This window comes from Treponema sp. Marseille-Q4523 (assembly GCF_016901105.1).
Lineage (GTDB): Bacteria > Spirochaetota > Spirochaetia > Treponematales > Treponemataceae > Treponema_D.
In genome coordinates this window covers 70,709-90,089 of the sequence record NZ_JAFEVM010000008.1, presented here as the reverse complement: position 1 = coordinate 90,089, position 19,381 = coordinate 70,709, and the positions used below count along the sequence as shown (strand labels likewise).

Annotated in this window: 14 protein-coding genes; 12 read left to right on the top strand and 2 right to left on the bottom strand. The window is 49.5% G+C overall.

Annotated elements, in window-relative coordinates; translation table 11 throughout:
* Nucleotides 1-146: 146 nt before the first annotated feature.
* A complete protein-coding gene (locus JSQ97_RS04190; RefSeq protein WP_205074893.1) occupies nt 147-3,068 on the bottom strand; it encodes an Eco57I restriction-modification methylase domain-containing protein in 2,922 nt (973 codons plus the stop codon).
* A 164-nt stretch (nt 3,069-3,232) separates the two neighbouring features.
* Between JSQ97_RS04190 and JSQ97_RS04185 the strand changes: the two genes are divergently transcribed.
* Genes JSQ97_RS04185 through JSQ97_RS04175 form a run of 3 tightly spaced genes read left to right on the top strand, consistent with a single transcriptional unit; the run spans nt 3,233 to nt 5,831 of the window.
* The gene (locus tag JSQ97_RS04185; protein WP_239446922.1) at nt 3,233-4,297 is read left to right on the top strand and encodes an ATP-binding cassette domain-containing protein; all 1,065 of its coding nucleotides are present in this window, start codon (nt 3,233-3,235) and stop codon (nt 4,295-4,297) included.
* Nucleotides 4,290-5,102, top strand: coding sequence for a metal ABC transporter permease (locus JSQ97_RS04180; RefSeq protein ID WP_370590027.1), 813 nt, complete (start codon nt 4,290-4,292; stop codon nt 5,100-5,102). Before JSQ97_RS04185 ends, JSQ97_RS04180 begins: the two co-directional genes overlap by 8 nt.
* Before the next feature lie 15 nt (nt 5,103-5,117).
* Nucleotides 5,118-5,831: a queuosine precursor transporter gene (locus JSQ97_RS04175; protein WP_205074892.1), complete on the top strand. Its 714-nt coding sequence runs from the start codon at nt 5,118-5,120 to the stop codon at nt 5,829-5,831.
* Here the strand turns inward: JSQ97_RS04175 and JSQ97_RS04170 are convergent.
* Nucleotides 5,811-6,824 (bottom strand): LacI family DNA-binding transcriptional regulator, encoded by a 1,014-nt coding sequence (locus JSQ97_RS04170; RefSeq protein WP_205074891.1) that lies wholly within the window; start codon nt 6,822-6,824, stop codon nt 5,811-5,813. The two genes, JSQ97_RS04175 and JSQ97_RS04170, sit on opposite strands and share 21 nt — an antisense overlap.
* A 288-nt stretch (nt 6,825-7,112) precedes the next feature.
* Here JSQ97_RS04170 and JSQ97_RS04165 point away from each other — a divergent pair, with 288 nt between their 5' ends.
* The 9 genes from JSQ97_RS04165 to JSQ97_RS04125 all read left to right on the top strand — a co-directional run bounded on the left by JSQ97_RS04165 (nt 7,113) and on the right by JSQ97_RS04125 (nt 19,372).
* A complete protein-coding gene (locus tag JSQ97_RS04165) occupies nt 7,113-8,054 on the top strand; it encodes an ABC transporter substrate-binding protein (protein ID WP_187384794.1) in 942 nt (313 codons plus the stop codon).
* A 101-nt stretch (nt 8,055-8,155) separates the two neighbouring features.
* Entirely contained in the window at nt 8,156-9,658 is a 1,503-nt protein-coding gene (locus tag JSQ97_RS04160; RefSeq protein ID WP_205074890.1) for a sugar ABC transporter ATP-binding protein, read from the top strand.
* Nucleotides 9,655-10,695, top strand: coding sequence for an ABC transporter permease (locus JSQ97_RS04155; protein ID WP_205074889.1), 1,041 nt, complete (start codon nt 9,655-9,657; stop codon nt 10,693-10,695). Before JSQ97_RS04160 ends, JSQ97_RS04155 begins: the two co-directional genes overlap by 4 nt.
* A 117-nt stretch (nt 10,696-10,812) precedes the next feature.
* Nucleotides 10,813-11,862 (top strand): Gfo/Idh/MocA family protein, encoded by a 1,050-nt coding sequence (locus JSQ97_RS04150; RefSeq protein ID WP_205074888.1) that lies wholly within the window; start codon nt 10,813-10,815, stop codon nt 11,860-11,862.
* 163 nt (nt 11,863-12,025) lie between these two features.
* Nucleotides 12,026-12,940, top strand: coding sequence for a sugar phosphate isomerase/epimerase family protein (locus JSQ97_RS04145; protein ID WP_205074887.1), 915 nt, complete (start codon nt 12,026-12,028; stop codon nt 12,938-12,940).
* Nucleotides 12,941-13,046: 106 nt separating this feature from the next.
* Nucleotides 13,047-13,862, top strand: a complete 816-nt coding sequence (locus JSQ97_RS04140) for a sugar phosphate isomerase/epimerase family protein (protein WP_205074886.1) — start codon at nt 13,047-13,049, stop codon at nt 13,860-13,862.
* Nucleotides 13,859-14,833, top strand: coding sequence for a Gfo/Idh/MocA family protein (locus tag JSQ97_RS04135; protein ID WP_205074885.1), 975 nt, complete (start codon nt 13,859-13,861; stop codon nt 14,831-14,833). The genes JSQ97_RS04140 and JSQ97_RS04135 overlap by 4 nt, the downstream gene beginning before the upstream one ends.
* Nucleotides 14,834-15,324: 491 nt before the next feature.
* Nucleotides 15,325-18,507, top strand: a complete 3,183-nt coding sequence (gene ileS / locus JSQ97_RS04130; protein ID WP_205074884.1) for an isoleucine--tRNA ligase — start codon at nt 15,325-15,327, stop codon at nt 18,505-18,507.
* A complete protein-coding gene (locus tag JSQ97_RS04125; protein WP_205074883.1) occupies nt 18,494-19,372 on the top strand; it encodes a hypothetical protein in 879 nt (292 codons plus the stop codon). The genes ileS and JSQ97_RS04125 overlap by 14 nt, the downstream gene beginning before the upstream one ends.
* The last annotated feature ends 9 nt before the right edge of the window (nt 19,373-19,381 follow it).

The following is a 19,381-nucleotide window of genomic DNA, read 5'->3' as shown; positions in this document are numbered from 1 at the left end:
AATATGTTTTTATAACTTGTTTTTATCCCTAAAGACAGATTAAATCCATTTCCTAATAGTAAATGATTATTTGGTTTTGTTGATTCCAATTCTATTAATAAATCTGCATATGTAATAAATCTGATTTGATTTATCTTATCATTCATCTACCTTCCCTCCACAACTTTCACTTCATCTGCCGTCAGTCCGTACAGCCCATATACAACAGTATTTATCTGCCTATCTAAAATGTCAACTCGCTGCTGTAAGAATTTTTTATCAGAATCACTGACATTGCCATGTAACTGCGCTACGGTAAGCATCATTTGTTCAGCAAGACCGGCCAGTGAAGACTGCTGTTCGGCGGTTGCAGATGGAATGGGGAAACGAGCAAGTTCATTTATTTTAAATTGAGGAAAAATGCCTCGCGATAATTTCCCGAATTTATGCTCAAACCAAAATGAGACGGCGCGGGAATTTAAAATAGCTAAAATAAAAAGCGGATTATTTTTTATATAAATGACATTCATTGAATTTCGATCATTCAAGTAAACATCTGCAGTATAACACGCATTAATACAATAGGGAGGTTTGGAAGGAATTTGTCTTACAAGAATGCGCGGCGATGAAAACAAATTCCAATCCCCGCGAGGTGCTGCAAGATTTTTCCCATAACACAAATATTCTCTGCGTTCCCAAGTTAATTCATAGCGCTTTATATCATTTCCATCGAGATATTTAAAATAATTTTCGTCTTTTTTCTCAAGAGAGTGATAAATTCTTTCATCTTTCATTTTCTTTGTTTGTATAGGCATTCCTTTACCTACTTCATAGGCTTGTAAGCCTGCTTTTATACTTGCATATTCATCGAGCGGGTGCGAAGTTTTTTCAATTTGATTTACAATCGTAAAGAATTGCTCATTTGAAAATAGGTCAGTGTTAATAATAAAATCGGTTTGCTCCGAGAAAAAAGTTGTTTTAGTTTCTTTTATTTTTTTAATTTCTCTATCTGAACTTGATTGCAGTAAAAGCATATTTGTATTACTTTGATTATTCAAGAAAATCAAAATACAGGTATCAACATCGGCACCATCAAAGACTTTATACTTGAAATTTAAGATACTCACATCGGATTTATGTAAAATAAAGTTACGCAAGTCTTTGTTCGTATTTATCGTAAGCCAATTATTCGGAATGATAAATGCGAATAATCCGTTATCTGCCAAAAGCAGAGTCGATTTTTCTATAAATAAATGATACAAATTGATTTGATATTTTGCGATAGAATAATGTTCCGTATAATAATATTTATCGTCATCACTCATTCCTTTATCTTTGCTGTCACGTGCAAATACATACGGCGGATTCCCAATCACGCAGTCAAAACCGCCGTGTGCAAAAACATCAGGGAACTGCGTATCCCAGTCAAAGGCATTCACCTTGCGCTGCTCCTCGATGCCGAAGAGCGTTAAATCTTTACCGGCGTAATAATCCGTTCCGATAAGGCTGTTCCCGCATTTAATATTGTGCGACATATCGGGCAAAATTTTTGCCTGTATGTCGCTCCCTCTGAATAGTGCCGCCTGTCCCGTTGCGGAAAGCGCCTTGCCTTCATTTTCCAAGAGCTTCAAAAAAAGCGAAAGCTTTGTTACCTCAACCGCCTGCGCGTCGATATCGACACCGTAGATATTGTTCAGCAAAATGCGCTTTTTCTCTTCAATACCCAGCTTATACCCTTGAGTTGCTGCATCCTTGTAGATAAGCCCCTTCTTTTCCGCCTGTGCACGCCGCTCTTCCGCATAATACCGATCCAAGTGCCAGTCCAGCAGATACTGATACGCTCCGACAAGAAAGCTCCCGGAACCGCAGGCAGGATCAACAAAGCGCAAACGGCTTACCTCATCGGGCGTTTTGCCTGCAAGCTTTTTACCGATCGTGTTTTCAACGATGTATTTAACGATATAAGGCGGCGTATAATACACGCCCCCTGCTTTTTGCACTTCCGGTTTTTCAAGGATTTCTACGCTGTGTCCGTTCTTTGTTTTGCGCGTAAAGCGGATTATCTTTCCCAAAAAACGCTCATAAATGGAACCGAGTATTTCAACCGGAAGCACGCTGAACTCATACTGACATTCGGGGTAATAGAGCGCATTGATAATATTGATAAGCGTTTTATCCGCAACGGCAAGCTCGTCAAGCCATGTATCGGAAGCAAACAACCCCGCGTTGAATTTAGCATTTGCGCTTTCAAAAAGATTCTGCACATTTTTATAAATATCCGTTTTTTGCGCCGTAATTTTTTTAAGCCGGTTTCCTTCTTCGATTTCTTTGTCTTCACAAATCCGCAAAAAGAGAATCCGGTCGATGATTTTCTGTACGGCACCCGTCAAATTGAATTCATCGATTCCTTCGTTATGCAGAGCAATATCTTCGGCAAGCTCCATCCGCCATTTTTCGATCATATTCAAAATATCATCGTCAACGGTCGCCGTTCCCCGCTTATCCTTATTGCTTTCGTAATAGGTATCGAAGGTACCGAGATCAACGGCATCCCAGCTGATTTTATCATACAGCGATTCAAAATTTTCTGAGAGCTTATCGTAGGTCAGGTATTCAATGCGGGCGGTTGCAGCAGTGTCTTTTTCGGACGGTTTAATCCGCGTATCGTAAATTGCCAATTCCTGAAAATCCGTCAGCACGGCAATCGGCATCTTCGATGTATACGCATACCTCCGCACCTGCAGCGCAGGTTCGGGATTCGTTTTAAGGTCAACGCTCGGCTGCTTCGCTTCAACATACATTTTGCGCTCGCCGCCGTAACAGAGCGTATAGTCGGGATGCTTCACCTGCCCGTTCATCACTACGCGATCTTCGGTAATGACCTCCTGCCGGTCATGCCGCGCTCCTTTCTCGTTTTTGACATCCCATTTTAGGCATTCAAGCAGCGGATCGATAAACTTATTGCGCACTTCGCTTTCCACAAAATTCTTGGAAAGAAAAAAGGGCTCATTTTCCTTAAATTGATTTACCAGCTGCGCCACACGCTCTTTGCGTTCCGCCGGCGTCATGTCTTTTGCCTTAATGGACATCGTCTATTCCTCGTTCGATACTTCCTGCGAATAACAATCAGTATGCATTATAGCGGAGCTGTGTCTTTTTTGCGAGAGTTTTCGTGTGCCGCGCGCGCGATACATTGACACGATATCCCTCTCGCGCTATTTGCCATTTATGCGAATTATTCTATACTGTCCGTATGATTGCCGCTTATCGTTTACCGCTTCCCGAACATACGACGCTGTGCGTTTACGACGGAGATACGCTCATCTTTTCAAACGGCGGGAAGTGGCTTATGCCGCTGTTTGCCCTTGAAGATTTTTTTAAAACGTATGACGGTTCTCGAAGCGATCTTTGTGCTCACGATACCGCCGTCGGAAAGGCCGCCTGCGTTTTGATGATCCGTATGGGCATCAAAAAAATCCACGCGAATATCGCAAGCGCGTTGGCGATCGACTATGTTGCGGAATTGAACCGTGTGCGCGGCGGGCACGATCCGATCGAACTTTCGTACGATACCTCGGTGCGCCGTCTTTTGTGCGCGACCGAAGATCGTCTCGAAACGATGCACGACAGCGATGAGATGTATACGCATCTGCGCTTCCGCGCAAAGCTCGTGCAGGGCGTCGACGTGTGCGTGCGAAATTTGTCCGCGCCGTACGGTTTTATCAAAAACATTTCGTTCGCCGTAAACGCCGGCGGTCGTCTTATGATAGCGGGCGAAAACGGTGCGGGAAAGACAACGCTTTTACGATTGCTGATCGGTATGATCCCGGTCGAATCGGGGGAGATTTTGATCGACGGCGTACATCCGTCGAAGCTGCCCAAGCGGACGATCGGTTATATTCCGCAAGCGGCGGAGAGCTCGGAGTACAGTCTTTCGGTCGAAGAAGTCGTGTCGCTCGGTTTGCCGTCCCGCGTAAAAAACGGAACGTCTCTTATTCGAAAAGCGCTCGAGCGTGTCGATGCGCTTCGTCTTTCGGGCAGGAGCTTTGCAAGTCTTTCGGGCGGTGAAAAGCAAAAAGTGTCTTTTGCGCGCTGCCTTGCGCAAAACGCAAAACTGCTTTTGCTCGACGAACCGACTGCCGCTTTGGATACGGAAAGCCGCGCTACGGTTATGGAAATCCTGCATTCGCTTTCCGTTTCCGAAATCCCGACCGTCATCATCGTTACGCACGACGAAGCGCTTTTGCGTATGACCGGGTGGCAAGTGCTGCACCTTGGCAAAGCGGCGGCCGAAGGTGCGGGAGGTGTGTGTGGATAGACTGTTGCTGCTCTTCATGCTGCCGCCGGTGTTTCGCGGGGGTATCGCGCTCGTCGTCTCCGGCACCTGTTTTCCGCTTTGCGGCGTCATGGTGCTCCGATTGCAGCTTGTGCCGCTTCGCTATATGCTCATGCACGGCGTCATTTTGGGAGGTGCGCTCGCGCTTGCATTTTCACTTCCGCTTGTTCCCGTGATTCTCGCGGTAAACATCGTTCTCATTTTTGCGATGACGGCGTTTACGAAAAATGAAAATTTCGGTTTCGGCGGGGCGAGTGCCGCGGCGATGGTTTTCAGCATGGCGCTCGCGTCGCTTGTCGTGCGCATCGGAGGGGTTCCGGCAAAAGATACGCTCAGTTTGCTGTGGGGAAGTCCATTCGCGCTCGGTGTGTCCGACCTTGCCTTTCTTGCCGGTCTTGCAATCTTTCTCGCCTCCTATGTCCTTATCAACTTCAGAAATATCGCCGCACTCTTTTACAGCAGGGAGATCGCCTATTCGCTCGGCATACACGTGCGCGTTCACTATACGTTCATGGTCGCGATCATCGCGTTCACTGTGGCGATCGCGATGAAATTGCTCGGCGCGTTTTTGATCGACGCGCTGCTTGTGCTGCCCGTGCTTTCCTCCGCAGCTTTTTTGCGCCGGAAAAAAGGGCAGGGTATCGGCTCTCTCTTTTTGCTGAGCAGCGTTTCGGGCTGCATCTTCGCCGCAGGAGGCTACGTGCTCGCCGTCGTTTTCGATTTGCCGCCGGGAGCCGTGATCGCGATCATTGCGGGAATTGCCTATGCGGTTTTTTCCGTGATATAATAAGAACTACAGACTATGACAAATGAATTGCTGCTTATCATTTCACTTGCCGCTTCGTTCGGCGGCTTGCTCGCGTTTTTTTGCCTTTTCGGAAAAACCGGCTGCAGCGTGTGGATCGCGCTGTGTACGATTTTGGCAAATATCGAAGTCGCCGTTTTAATAAAAGCGTTCGGCATGGAACAGACGCTCGGCAATACGCTTTTTGCGTCGAGCTTTCTTGCAACCGATTTTTTAAGCGAATTCTACGGCAAAAAAGAAGCCGGCAAAGCGGTAAAAATCGGCATCGCGACATCCTGCGTTTTTATTTTGTTTTCGGCGCTGTGGCCGCACTATGCGCCTGCTTCCGACGACCGCGCGATGGCGGCCGTCAAAACGCTTTTTTCCGGAACGCCGCGCATCCTTGCCTCAAGCCTCATCGCGTATGCCGTAAGCGAACTGCTCGACGTACGTCTCTATCACGCGCTGTGGGATTTAACAAAAAAGAAAAGCGGCAGCGGGGTGAAATACTTGTGGCTCCGCAACAACGCGGCGACGCTCGCATCCCAAGCGGTGAACATCGTCCTCTTCAATTTCGGTGCGTTTTTCGGCGTCTACGATATGAAAACGCTCGCGGCGATAACGGCGTCGTGCTATGCGATCTACATTGTGACGAGCATCGCCGATACGCCGTTTTTATACATAGCGCGGAAAATACATGCGATGAGAAAATCACGCGGGGCGGCGCGTTGACGATTCGCGCACGATGAGTTCGGTTTCCAAATACATACCGCGCACGGGCAGGGTTTTGTCGTTGATGCGCTCCGTCAGCATATCGCAGCCGACCAAGCCCATTTGGTAGCGCGGCTGATTTACCGTCGTGATGGACGGCGTACACATCGACGATATTTCGGTATTGTCGAAACCGATGACGGCGATATCGTTGGGTACGGAAAGATTTACTTTTTTTGCCGCTTTTATGACTGCCGCAGCATAGACGTCGGAGCTGCAAAAAAAGGCGTCCGGTCTGTTAGAGGAATTGAGCAGCTGATAGGCTGCGGACAGTGCCATATCGTAATTTATCTCTCCGAGCTGCACGGTCAATTCCGGTTCGGCTTTGCGTCCGGCGCTCTCGAGCGCGTTCGTATAGCCTGCGAGCCGATTGCGCGCGTATTTGTACGACAGCGGTCCGTTTAAAAATGCGATCCTTTTGCAGCCGAGCGAGATGAGATGTTCGACCGCGTATTTTGCGGCTTCCGCGTCATCGATCGTGACAAAGGCTATCGAAAGGTTTTCGTTACACTCGCAGCATTGGACGATCGGAACGAGGGCATCGAGCCGATTTAAAATCACCGGTGAGACGGAATTGGTTATGATCAAACCCGCAGGCTTTATCTTTTTGATCATCATAAGATAGGCTTCGATTGTCGCGTCGTCTATCGCGTCTTCGTTTATTAAAAGCGTATAGCCGCTTCTCTTTGCCGCGTCGCGCGCACCTTGAATAATCAAACTGTAAAACGGATTTGCGAGATTCGGTATATTGAACAGGATAAAATTGCCGTCGGCTGCAGGATGAGGCAGAATGCTTTCCGGATCGTATCCGAGCGATGTCAGCGCCTGCATGATTTTACGCTGCGCTTTTTCCGAAACCTTGCTGCTCCCGTTCATCATGCGGCTTATCGTAGCGACCGAAATACCGCTCGCCGCCGCCAATTGTGCGTATGTCGGTTGTGTCTTTTTTCCCATAATTGCATTCCCTATGAAAAATATATGTAAAAATTACATATATTTGATAATATTATATGTAATTCTATCAAAAAAATCAATATTAAAAAAAAATATAATGTTTTTGTAATTTTTTCATTGACAAGAGGGGAAATTCGCACTACACTGCATAAGATCGGTATCGCTGTAACAAGATACCGGATAAAAAACTGTGTTCGTACTTAGCGTACGGCTGTAATACTTTTCGGAAATTGCAACTTGCTTGAAGCTTCGCTGCAACTTCCTGCAAAAGTTTTTACGGGAGGTAGTATGAAAAAGATTGGTGCCGTTTTTCTTGCTTTGATGATCGTTTCCGGTTCGTTGTTTGCCGCGCCGAAAGCGGCTTCCGGCAAGAAGTACAAAATCGGTATTCTCGCGCCGGCTGTTACGCACGGTTGGGTTGCTGCGGTAGCCTATGAAGCGGAAGCTCGCTGTAAAGCGCTCTCCGATAAAGTCGTGTATAAACTCTACACGAGTACCAACGGCGAAGAGATGACGACGCAGCTTGACGATTTGCTTTTGTGGGGCGCTCAGGCGATCGTCGCGTTTCCGCAGTGGACGGGTATGGAAGTGCCGATCAAACGGGCGATAGCAAAGGGCGTCGTTGTCGTAAACTTCGATATCGTGATCAATGTCGACGGCGTATACCGCGTTACCGGCGATAACGAGGGGATGGGTGCCGAAGGTGCGAAGTATATCGTCGACAAAATCGGGAAAACCGGCAATGTCGTCATTCTCGACGTGCCGACCTCCGGTTCGGTAGCGCAGCTCCGCAAAAAAGGCTTTCTGGATACTGTCGCCAAAATCGCTCCGAATCTGAGCATTCAAACTTATGCGACGCAGTTTACGCGCGAAGCCGGTTTGAAAGATATGACCGACATCCTTACAAAAAATAAAAAAATCGATGCGGTATTTTCGATGGATGATGAAACGTCGATCGGCGCGATTCAGGCTATTCGCGAAGCGAAACGCACGGACGTAAAAGTCATCACCGGCGGCGGCGGCTGTCAGGAATATTTCAACATGATGCCGAAAAATACGGATATCTGGATCGAGTCGGCGCTGTACAGCCCTGCGATGGTGCGCGATGCCGTCGATGTGGCGCTTGCCGTACTCAGCGGTTCTTCTGCAGCAAAAGAAAAAATCATTCCGACGTCGATCGTCGATCGTACGAATTATAAAAATTTCCTCGATGCGGGTTCTCCGTATTGATATTTCGTATCGAAAGGGGCTGTCTCAAAAGTCGGTTACTTTTTCGGCAGCCCCTTTTCAGCTCTCGGTAAAAATCAATAATCAACAAAATAGGGTAGTGCATGAAAGTTGAAATGCGGGATATCTGCAAATCGTTCGGTAAAGCCGCCGTTCTCGACGGCGTATCTTTTTCCGTACACGCAGGTGAAATACACGCGCTGCTCGGAGAAAACGGCGCCGGAAAATCGACGCTGATGAATATCCTCGGCGGCGTCATCCAAGCCGATTCCGGAAGCATCGCCGTCGACGGAAAAGAAGTGAGATTTTTTTCGCCCGTCGATTCTTTGCATGCGGGTATCGCATTTATTCATCAAGAATTGAATTTAATAAACGATTTGGCGATCTACGAAAACATGTTCATCGGCCGCGAGCTGAAAAAGAAAAACGGTTTTCTCGACGGCAAAGCGATGATAGAAAAGACGAAGCAAACCTTTGACAGGATCGGAATCTCGCTCGATCCCTGCCTTCCGGTGCGGAGTCTCGATGCGTCGTACAAACAGATCGTGGAGATTTCGCGCGCGATGATGATGAATGCATCTTGTATCATCATGGATGAACCGACGACTTCTCTGACGGAACCGGAAATACGGCGTGTCTTTGCGCTCATGCGCGATCTTTCGGCTCAGGGCGTCGGCATCATTTTTATTTCGCATAAGCTCGGCGAAGTGCTCGATATCTGTTCGAGCTATACGGTACTGCGAGACGGTAAAGTCGTCGCATCGGGAAAAACGCAGGACGTGACGAACGCGGAGCTTGCATTTTATATGGTCGGTCATAAGATCGCAGGCGGCGGCTTGAAAAAGGCTTGCGTGCGCGGAAAAGAAATGCTCCGTGTCGAAGGCTACGGCGATCATAAACATTTTAACGATATTTCTTTTTCGGCTCACGCTTCCGAAGTGCTCGGCATAACGGGATTGCTCGGCGACGGCAGAAGCGAATTGTTTTTATCGATTTTTAAAGCGGGATTGCCTGCGGACGGAAAACTCTTTATTGCCGGAAAAGAAGCGACCTTTTTCTCCACGTCCGATGCGGTACAAAAAGGTGTCGCTTACCTGCCGCGCAACAGAAAGGAAAACGCCATCGTTAAAGATATGACGATTCTTGAAAACGCTTCGCTCGCATCGCTTGCAAAATATCGAAAGCTGTGTTTTATAGACCGAAAGCGGGAAAAACGCGATTTTGAAAAACACGTGAGCGATCTGCATATCAAAATGGAAAGCGGAGACGATTTGATTACGAATCTGTCCGGCGGCAACCAGCAAAAAGTCGTACTTTCGAAATGGCTCAATACGGAGCCTAAAGTCCTTGTACTCGATAATCCGACGCAGGGTGTCGATGTCGGTGCAAAGGAAGAAATCTATGAAATTATCGAAAAGCTTGCGGCTTCCGGCGTCGCCGTCATCGTGCTTTCGAGCGAAGCGCAGGAAATCGTCAGAGTATGCGACAGGGCGATCGTCATGTTTCACGGTTCCGTTGTCGGCGAAGTGTCCGGGGCGGATATGAACGAACACTTGATCATGCGCCTTGCAACGGGTGAAAAAATCGAAAGAGGAGCTTCAGTATGAGTATCGATAATAAGCCGTCGCTGCGACGAGGCGTACAATGGTTTAAAAAGAATTGGACGGAAAAGCCGCTGTTCAGTACCGGTTTTGCGCTGCTTGTGATGATCGTGTTTCAAACGCTTGCGCTCGGTTTTAATTTCGATTCGTTCGGCGAATGGTTTTTGACGTGGTGTCAAAACTGGATCAATATTTTGCGCAACAATGCGACGATAGGCATTATCTCGCTCGGCATGGCCTTTGTGATCATCTCCGGCGGCATAGACCTCGCCGTCGGTTCGACGCTCGTCGCAATCGGGGCAATCGTCATGGTGCTTATCGATTCGAGCGGACGCGGTCTGCTTGCCGCCTTCGGTATCAGCGGCGGAAGCGCATACTGCATTGCGATCGTCCTCGGGCTTATCGCAGGTTTGCTGCTCGGAGAATTTACGGGCGTCATCGTAACGGCGGGAAAGATACCTCCGTTTATCGCAACGCTCGGCACGATGAAGATATGCCGTTCGGTTACTCAGCAGTTTATGCAGGGATACAATCCCGCCGTGCCTTCTCCGTTTCTCGAAATCGCAAATGCGCAGATTGCGGGGCAGATGATCATGCCCATCGTGTACTGGCTCGTCTTTGCATACGCGCTGTACGTCGTTTCAAAAAAGACTGCGTTCGGCAGGCACGTATACGCGGTCGGCTCAAACGAGCGCGCGGCGAAGCTTTCCGGCATAAACGTGCATACCGTAAAGCGGCGCGTATATGCGCTCATGGGCTTGCTCGTCGCGGTCGCATCGGTTTTGCAGGTATCGCGCATCGGTGCAATGGACTTCGCGAATGCGGGAAGCGGGTATGAAATGGATGCGATCGCATCCGTCATCGTCGGCGGTACGAGTATGTCGGGCGGCAGAGGATCCGTCGGCGGCACCGTGCTCGGCGTTCTCATTATCGCGGTGATGAATAATTTATTGAATTTGCTCGGCGTCCCTCCGTTTCTCCGCGAAGCGTGCAAGGGCGTCATCGTGATAGGAGCGGTGCTGCTGCAAAAAAAAGAAGCGTAACGGCGGGATGGGGTATTCGGCTGAAATGCGGCATTGCGGAGAATATCAATTTTTAGAAGCGGTCGCCGGAGCTGCAGCATGCGCCGGTGCATTGCAAATCGAATCACAGGAGACGGTATGGTACATGTCGGAATTATCGGCTGCGGAAAAATCGCGCAGGTGCGGCACTTGCCCGAATATTTCAGCAACGGCAACGCAAAGATAATCGGTATTACGGATATAAACGAAGAGCGTGCGAAAGCGCTTGCGGAAAAGTACGCCTGCAAAGCCTATAAAACGCGCGAAGAGATGCTTGCCGATACGGCGATCGATGCGGTGAGCGTGTGTACGGCGAATCACACGCATGCCGAGATCGCGATCGAAGCGCTCAGAGCGGGAAAGCACGTACTCTGTGAAAAACCCATGGCGGTGACGCTCGAAGAATGTGAACACATGGTGTCGGAAGCGAAAGCGCACGATAGATTTTTGATGATCGGACAAAATCAGCGGCTTGCAAAAGCACACGTCAAAGCGAGAGAACTCGTCAAAAACGGAACGCTCGGAAAAATCATTTCGTTTCGAACGGTTTTCGGACACGGAGGACCGGAAACGTGGAGCGTCGATCCCGGAAAAGACGTATGGTTTTTTGACCGCACAAAAGCGGCGATGGGCGCGATGGCGGATTTGGGAATTCACAAAACCGATTTGATACAGTTTTTGCTCGGCGATACGATCGTCGAAACGACGGCGCGCCTTGCAACGCTCGATAAAAAAGATGCGCACAACAATATGATCGGCGTCGACGACAACGCGATCTGCATATATCGAACGAAGGGCGGCGTTATCGGTACGATGACTGCGAGCTGGACGTATTACGGGCAGGAAGACAATTCGACGGTGCTGTACGGTACCAAAGGAATTCTCCGCATCTATGACGCTCCCGAGTATTCGATGAAATTTATTTCTTCAGGCGGTGAAGAAATCGTATATAAACTCGATGCGATTCAAACGAACGACAGTCAAACAAAGAGCGGCGTCATCGACGAATTTGTCGGCTGCATCGCTGCGGGCAAACAGCCTGAAATCTGCGGGGAGTCGGTTTTAAGTGCGATGCGCGCGGTCTTTGCGAGCATTGAATCGTCGGAGACGGGCCGGACGGTGCATATCAAGGAAAACGAAAATCTCTGAAGACCGGTCGGATTTTTGGAAGTTTTCAAATTATTAAAAAAAGGGTGTCGAATTTTATTCGTGCGGAGGGTTTAATACCACGACGCCGCTTGAAGCTTCGCTGCGAGGCTGCGTCGGGGTTGTTGATTCAAAATTGCATCTCGCGATCGAGGAGGTATGGCGTATGAAATTGGGTTTTGTATCGTCGATATTGGCTGACTGGGATTTTAAGGGGACGATCGATGTCGCATCCGAACTGGGGTTTTCGTGCGTCGAGCTCGCGTGCTGGCCGCAGGGAAAAGCGGAACGGCGTTACGGAGGCGTGAGCCACATCGATACGGAAGGGCTGACGAAAGAGCGCGCGGCGGATATCCTCGACTGTTGCCGGCAAAAAAACGTATCGTTGTCGTCGCTCGCGTACTATCCGAATACGATGGACGGCGATGCGGCAAAGCGCGAAAAAGCGATCGAACACTTGTACAGCGTCATCGAAGCGAGCAGTTCGCTTTCGGTCGGTATGGTGACGACTTTCGTCGGGCGCGATTCGCAAAAGCCGGTCGAAGCCAATCTCGAACTTTTCGCAAAGATCTGGCCGCCGATCGTTAAATTTGCAAAAGAGCGCAACGTTAAAATAGCGATCGAAAATTGTCCGATGCTGTTCGGGATCGATCAATGGCCGGGCGGTCAAAATCTTTTTACGTCGCCCGTGCTGTGGCGCGAAATGTTCAAAATAATCCCCGACGACAATTTCGGTATCAATTTCGATCCGAGTCATTTTGTATGGCAGCAGATGGATTATATCCGGCCGATATACGAATTTCGCGATCGGCTGTTTCACGTTCATTTTAAAGATATCAAACTGCTTCGTGACAAGCTTGCCGAATGCGGCGTACTCGCGTATCCGCTTGCGTTTATGCTGCCGAAAATACCGGGACTCGGAGATGTCGATTGGGGCAAATTCGTGAGTGCGCTCACCGATATAGGTTATGACGGAGCGGCGTGCATCGAAGTCGAAGATCGCTCGTTCGAAGGCTCGCGCGATATGATCGTAAAAAGTCTCGTGCAGTCGAAACGCTATATCGAGCAGTTTCTCGTATAGCGGTAATGACCGCCTATTTAAATTACCGTTTTCGGCTGTTTCCCGGCGGATCTAAAGAAAGCGTCCGGGAGCTCGGCTTTTCGGACGCTTTCGGAGCGGGAGGATTATGAAAGAGCGTATCATTGCAGTCAATTCCAATACGTATCACGGTTTTTCGCTCGACGAAGCGGTCGAGGGCATCGCTGCGGCGGGTTTTCACTACATCGAACTGACGGCGACGAAGGGTTGGACGGAACACGTACGTGCGGACATGAGCTTTTCGGAACTCTGCCGCATTAAACAAAAACTTTCGAATGCGGGGCTCGGCGTTATCGGCATGAGCGGGCACTGCAATCTTTCGGACAGTGAGCGACTGAAAGATTTTGCCGACAATATCCTCCTCGCTCATTTTTTCGAAGCTCCGTTTATCGTCTCGTCCGCAGGAGAAGCGCATCTGAAGGATAAAGTGCAGTCGGCGAACGCAGTTGTTGCAAAGAATATACGAACGCTCCTCCCGCTGCTTAAGCGCTGCGGTATGCGTCTCGTCATCGAAGTACACGGGGAGCACGGAAGCGGAAAAGCCGTCGATGCGTTGATTGCGGAAATCGATTCGTCCGACGTAAAAATCAATTACGATACGGCGAATGCGATATTTTACGGCGGCGTCGATCCCGCAGCCGATCTGGCCGCCGTCGTTTCGAACGTCGCATATCTGCACATAAAAGATAAAGCGGGCGAAAAGAACGAATGGAATTTTCCCGCACTCGGCAAGGGCTTTGTCGATTTTCCGAAACTGTTTTCGATCCTCGACGCGCATGACAATGCGTCGCCGCTCAGCATCGAAATTGAATTTACAAAAGACGGTGCAAAAGATATAGACGAAGTAAACCGCGCAGTGCGCGATTCCGCCGACTATTTGATGCGGCTGGGATATACCCTATGAAGCCGATTTCCGTTGCGATCGTCGGTGCGGGCGGTATGGGGAACGTCCATTTTCAAAATTACAAATATATCGAAGGAGTTTCGATTGCCGCCGTCGTCGATAAAAATGCCGCCGCCCGTTCCCGCGCGGACGAGTGGGGCGTTCCGTATTTTTCATCGCTCGATGCCGTGACGGTACCCTTCGACGCAGCCGATATATGCGCACCGACGTTTTTACACAAAGAGCTCGTCATGCGCGCTCTTTCACTCGGCAAAAACGTCATCTGCGAAAAACCGCTTACGCTTTCCGAAGCCGACGGGGCCGAACTCTTTTCCGAAGCGGAACGGCGCGGTCTCCGTTTGTATACGGCGCTCGTGCTGCAGTTTACAAAAGCGGTCGAATACTTGCATAAAATCGTCGATGAAAAGACGTACGGCGCGCCGTGCTCCGCACATTTTTTTAGGCTTTCCGAGTGTCCTTCGTGGTCGAAAGATTCGTGGCTTTTTGAAAAAGACAAGAGCGGCTTTATTCCCTACGATCTGCACATTCACGATTTGGATATCATCGTCAGCTTGTTCGGTGAGCCCGAAAATGCGCGCTGTTATGCGAACGGCAGAGCGTCGGTACCGTATCCCGAACATGCGACTTTTGTATACGAATATAAAAATCTCACCGTCACCGCCGAAGCTGCATGGTACAACGCTCCGTTTCCGTTTACTGCGGGCTGGCGGGTCCAATTCGAAAACGCCGTCATCGTATGCAGCGGAAACGATTTAACCGTTTATCCTGCCGGCGGCGAAGCGTTCAGCGTAAATATCGACGACGAGGTTACTGTTGCGACGGGTATAAACGTACCGGCGGTCGGCTGGTATCACAACGAGCTGTCCGCGTTTACGGAATGCTTGAGGCGGGGCGAAGATTGTCAACGCGTTTCAAAGTATCAAGTGCTTGCCGTTTTGAAAATCCTCGATCGATTGACAAAAACGAATTGACAAATAGTATAATATGTCAGGAGACGTGCATAAATTCCTGCGCGGGGAACTTCGCGCTAACGCGCTCGTTGCAAGGTTGCGCGGGGAACTTCGCGCTCCGCGCTCGTTGCAAGGTTGCGCGGGGAACTTCGCACTTCGTGCAACGCACGGCAGGGATGCCGTGTCGTATCTTTACGAAATGATCGCGTATTTTTGCGCAGCAAAAATACGGTAGTGCGCGGGCTGTCTCAAAAGTCGGTTACTTTTTCGACAGCCTGTCGAGTTTAAAATTAAGTCTTTATATCGCAATGACTTAATTTTAAACATCGCATAGTGTAAATCAAGGAAACTTTCCAAAAACTGATGCGCAATCCGCTTTAGCGGATACTATAATAAATTTCCTTTCAGAACAAGCCGGCAGGCTTGCAGTTTTTGGAAAGCCGCGAACGAACTCTAGTATTTTTTCCCTTTTTCCTGTATACTGTTTTCCACTTTAACTATAGAGGCGTTTTGTGTATACACCGGTAAATCCGAAAGCGGACTTTCCCAAGCAGGAAGAAGAGGTTCTGAAGTTTTGGCGGGACAACGATACGTTTAAAAAGTCCCTCGCACAGCGTGAAGGCGCTGAAGAATACGTGTTTTACGACGGGCCTCCGTTTGCGACGGGGCTGCCGCATTTCGGGCATTTTATTCCTTCGACGATCAAAGACATCATCCCGCGCTATCAGACGATGAAGGGGAAAAAAGTCGAACGCCGCTTCGGCTGGGACTGTCACGGGCTTCCCGTCGAAAATTTGATCGAAAAAGAACTCGGCATCAATTCCAAGCACGAAATCGAAGCTTACGGCGTCGAAAAATTCAACGATGCGTGCCGTGCGAGCGTGCTGCGTTATACGGACGAGTGGCGGAGGATCATCACGCGCATGGGGCGCTGGGTCGATTTCGACAACGATTATAAAACGATGATGCCCGACTACATGGAATCGATTTGGTGGGTCGTAAAAGCGCTGTGGGATAAAAATCTCATCTACGAAGGGAGTTATATCCTGCCGTATTGCCCGCGCTGCGCGACGGTTCTTTCGAATCACGAACTCGCCCTCGGCTATAAGGACGTGCAGGATCCTGCGATCACGGTGCGGTTTAAGGCAACGAAAGCTCCCGATGCCATAGACGATGCGGATTTTGCAAACGGGAACACGTATTTTCTTGCGTGGACGACGACTCCGTGGACGCTTCCTTCGAACGAAGGTCTTGCGATGGGGCCGGATATCGATTACGTTAAAGTGCGCGATACCGCTTCGGGCGATTATTATATCCTCGCGGCGGCAAGGCTTTCCGCATATTATAAGGACGAAAAAGAGTATTCGATCGTTTATAGCCGAAAGGGAAGCGATTTTTTAGGCGCGACCTACGAACCGCTTTTTCCGTATTTTAAACATCTGGCGGTAATGGACGACGGCTCGGCCGGCGCGTTCAGGATATTCAACGGAGATTTCGTTTCGACTGAAGACGGTACGGGCATCGTCCATACGGCGCCGGCTTTCGGCGAAGACGACAGTAAGCTTTTTCAGGGTACGGGTATTCCCTGTGCCGAACCGATCGACGCCGAATGCCGCTTTACGCATGAAGTGTCCGACTACGAAGGCCGCTTCGTAAAAGACTGCGACAAAGACATCATGTCGCGTTTGAAAGCCGAAGGCAAACTCGTCAAACGGGATACGATCGTGCACTCCTATCCGCATTGCTGGAGGTGCGCTTCTCCGCTCATCTACCGCAGCATCGGAAGCTGGTTCGTAAAAGTTTCCGAAGAGCGCGACGTATTGCTCAAAGCGAATGCCGAAATCAATTGGCGGCCGCCGCACATCAAAGACGGGCGGTTCGGAAAATGGCTTTCGGGCGCGCGCGATTGGGCGATCAGTCGAAACCGCTTTTGGGGCAATCCGATCCCGATTTGGAAATGCGATTCGTGCAAAGGATCGATCTGTGTCGGAAGCAGGGAAGAACTCAAAGCGCTTTCGGGCGTCTATCCCGAAGATCTGCACAAACAGTTCGTCGACAAGATTACGATCCCGTGCAAAAACTGCGGCGGTACAATGAAGCGCATTCCCGAAGTGCTCGACTGCTGGTTCGAATCGGGTTCCATGCCTTATGCGCAAAATCATTATCCCTTTGAAAATAAAGAGTATTTCGAAAAACATTTTCCGGCGGATTTTATTTCGGAGGGACTCGACCAAACGCGCGGCTGGTTTTATACGCTCACCGTGCTCGCAGCCGAACTCTTCGATCGCCCCGCATTTAAAAACTGTATCGTAAGCGGTCTCGTGCTCGCTTCGGACGGGCGCAAAATGTCGAAGAGTCTCCGCAATTACACGGATCCCGAAGAAGCGATTTCAAAATTCGGCGCCGACGCGATACGCCTCTTTCTCATGCACTCTCCGGTCGTCAAAGCGGACGACCTTCGCTATTCGGACGACGGCGTGCGCGATATTTTAAAAGGCATCGTCATCCCGCTGTGGAACAGCTACAGCTTTTTTGTGCAGTATGCGAATATCGACGGCATCTCCCCCGACGGACATGAATTCGATGAAGCGCTTCCGCAAAATCCGCTCGATGCGTGGCTCCTTTCGATCACGCAAAAGCTCGTCAAAAGCGTAAGCGCTTCTCTCGATTCTTACGACCTTTCCGGTGCGATCGATCCCATCGTGCATTTTATCGACGAACTCAACAATTGGTATATCCGACGAAACCGCCGCCGTTTTTGGAAAAGCGAAAACGACCGCGATAAAAAGGAAGCATACGCGGCGCTGTACATTGCGCTCAAAACTTTTGCGCTTGCCGCATGTCCCTTTATCCCCTTTATCACCGAAACGATTTGGCAAAATCTCCGAACGAAAAGCGATAAAGAATCGGTACATCTCGAAGACTATCCCGCATACGGCGAAAAGCTGCGGAACGAAGCGCTCGAGTTTAAAATGGAAGCGGTGCAAAAAGCCGTTTCGATGGGACACGCGCTCAGAAATCAATTCAATATAAAAAATCGCCAGCCGCTTGAAAGCGCAGCTCTCGTAACACGGGATCCCGAAGAAAAAAAAGTGCTTGCCGAAATGGAAGATTCCATACGCGAAGAACTCAACGTCAAGCGCATCATCTTTCACGAACGGGAAGACGAACTGGTCGAATACCGGGCGAAGGCGAATTTCCGCGTACTCGGAAAAGAAATCGGTCCGCTCATGAAAGAGGCATCCGCAAAGATCGCTTCTCTCGACCATGAAGCCATTCAAACGATCCTCGACGGTTCGAAATTGACGATCGAAGTCGAAGGGAAGAGCATCGACCTCGACGGTACGAAAGTGAACGTCGAGCGCATCGAAAAAGACGATTTGAAAGTGCTCAACGACGGTACGCTGACGGTGGGCTTGGACACGAAGATCACCGACGAGCTTAAAAAAGAAGGCTGGGTGCGCGATTTGGTGCGCGGCATACAAAACCTCAGAAAGGAAAGCGGTTTTGCCGTTACCGATCGGATCCGTCTTTCGCTTTCAGGCGATGCGGAATTAAAGGCGGCGTACGAACTCTTTGCATCCTTTATCGAAAATGAAACGCTCGCCGCTTCGTCTTCTTGGCTCACGACTCTTTCGGGAAAGAACGTCGAAGCCGAAGATAAACTGTGGAAGGTACAAATTGAAAAGGCGTAATTTGCCGTCCGTATATGCGGCCGTTTTTGCTTCTCTTACCCTTGTTATTCTGGGATCGTGTGCGTCGCTTCCGAAAGGAGCGGAAGTCAACCCGATCGATTTGCTTTCGGGGGATGCTTCTTTTTATATGCGGATCCCGAAAAAAACGGACGGCGAGCTCGTCGAACGGATTTTGAGGGCGAGCGCGCAGCATATTTCCGAAAGCGATGCAAAGCTTATCTCAGGCCGCATCGATACGATTTACGCGGCGATTTCGCGTGCGAAAACGAGCTTTTCGGTCGAAGCCGCCGTTTCCGGAAATATTCCGAGGCGTACGGCTCAAGCGCTTCTTTTAAAAAGCGCGCAGTGGAAAACCGAAACCCATATACCCGAAAGAAGCATTCGTCCGTATTTTTATTATGCGGCGAACGGCGTTTCTCTCGCTTTTCCGTCGCCGACTATCGTGTGCGCCGCAAACGATGTGAGGCCCATGCTTTCCTCGTTTGATGCTCACGCATACGGAGGGAGCATCTCGCATAATGTGAGCGATGCCGTCTATGACTGGCTCAATGTATCGGGGAGCGAAATACGTTTTTACGCGCCGAACCCGCTTTCGTTTTTGACGATCCTCACAGGCACGAATTTAAATCTGCAGCTCAATTACGTCAAAGGCGCGATGACAGTCGACAGCGCGCATGAAGATCAGTACTTCATGTCGATCGAATTCGATTTTAATAATAAAAATATCGTGCGCGCGGGAGAGGCGATGCTTGCTCTCGCATTCGGTTTGACAAACGCGCAAACGACGAGAAATTCGCCGACGAATATTACGGTATCGGGTATTCGAATCAATAAACGGCAGCTGTATAAATTGTTCGTATTGTAAAAATATGCC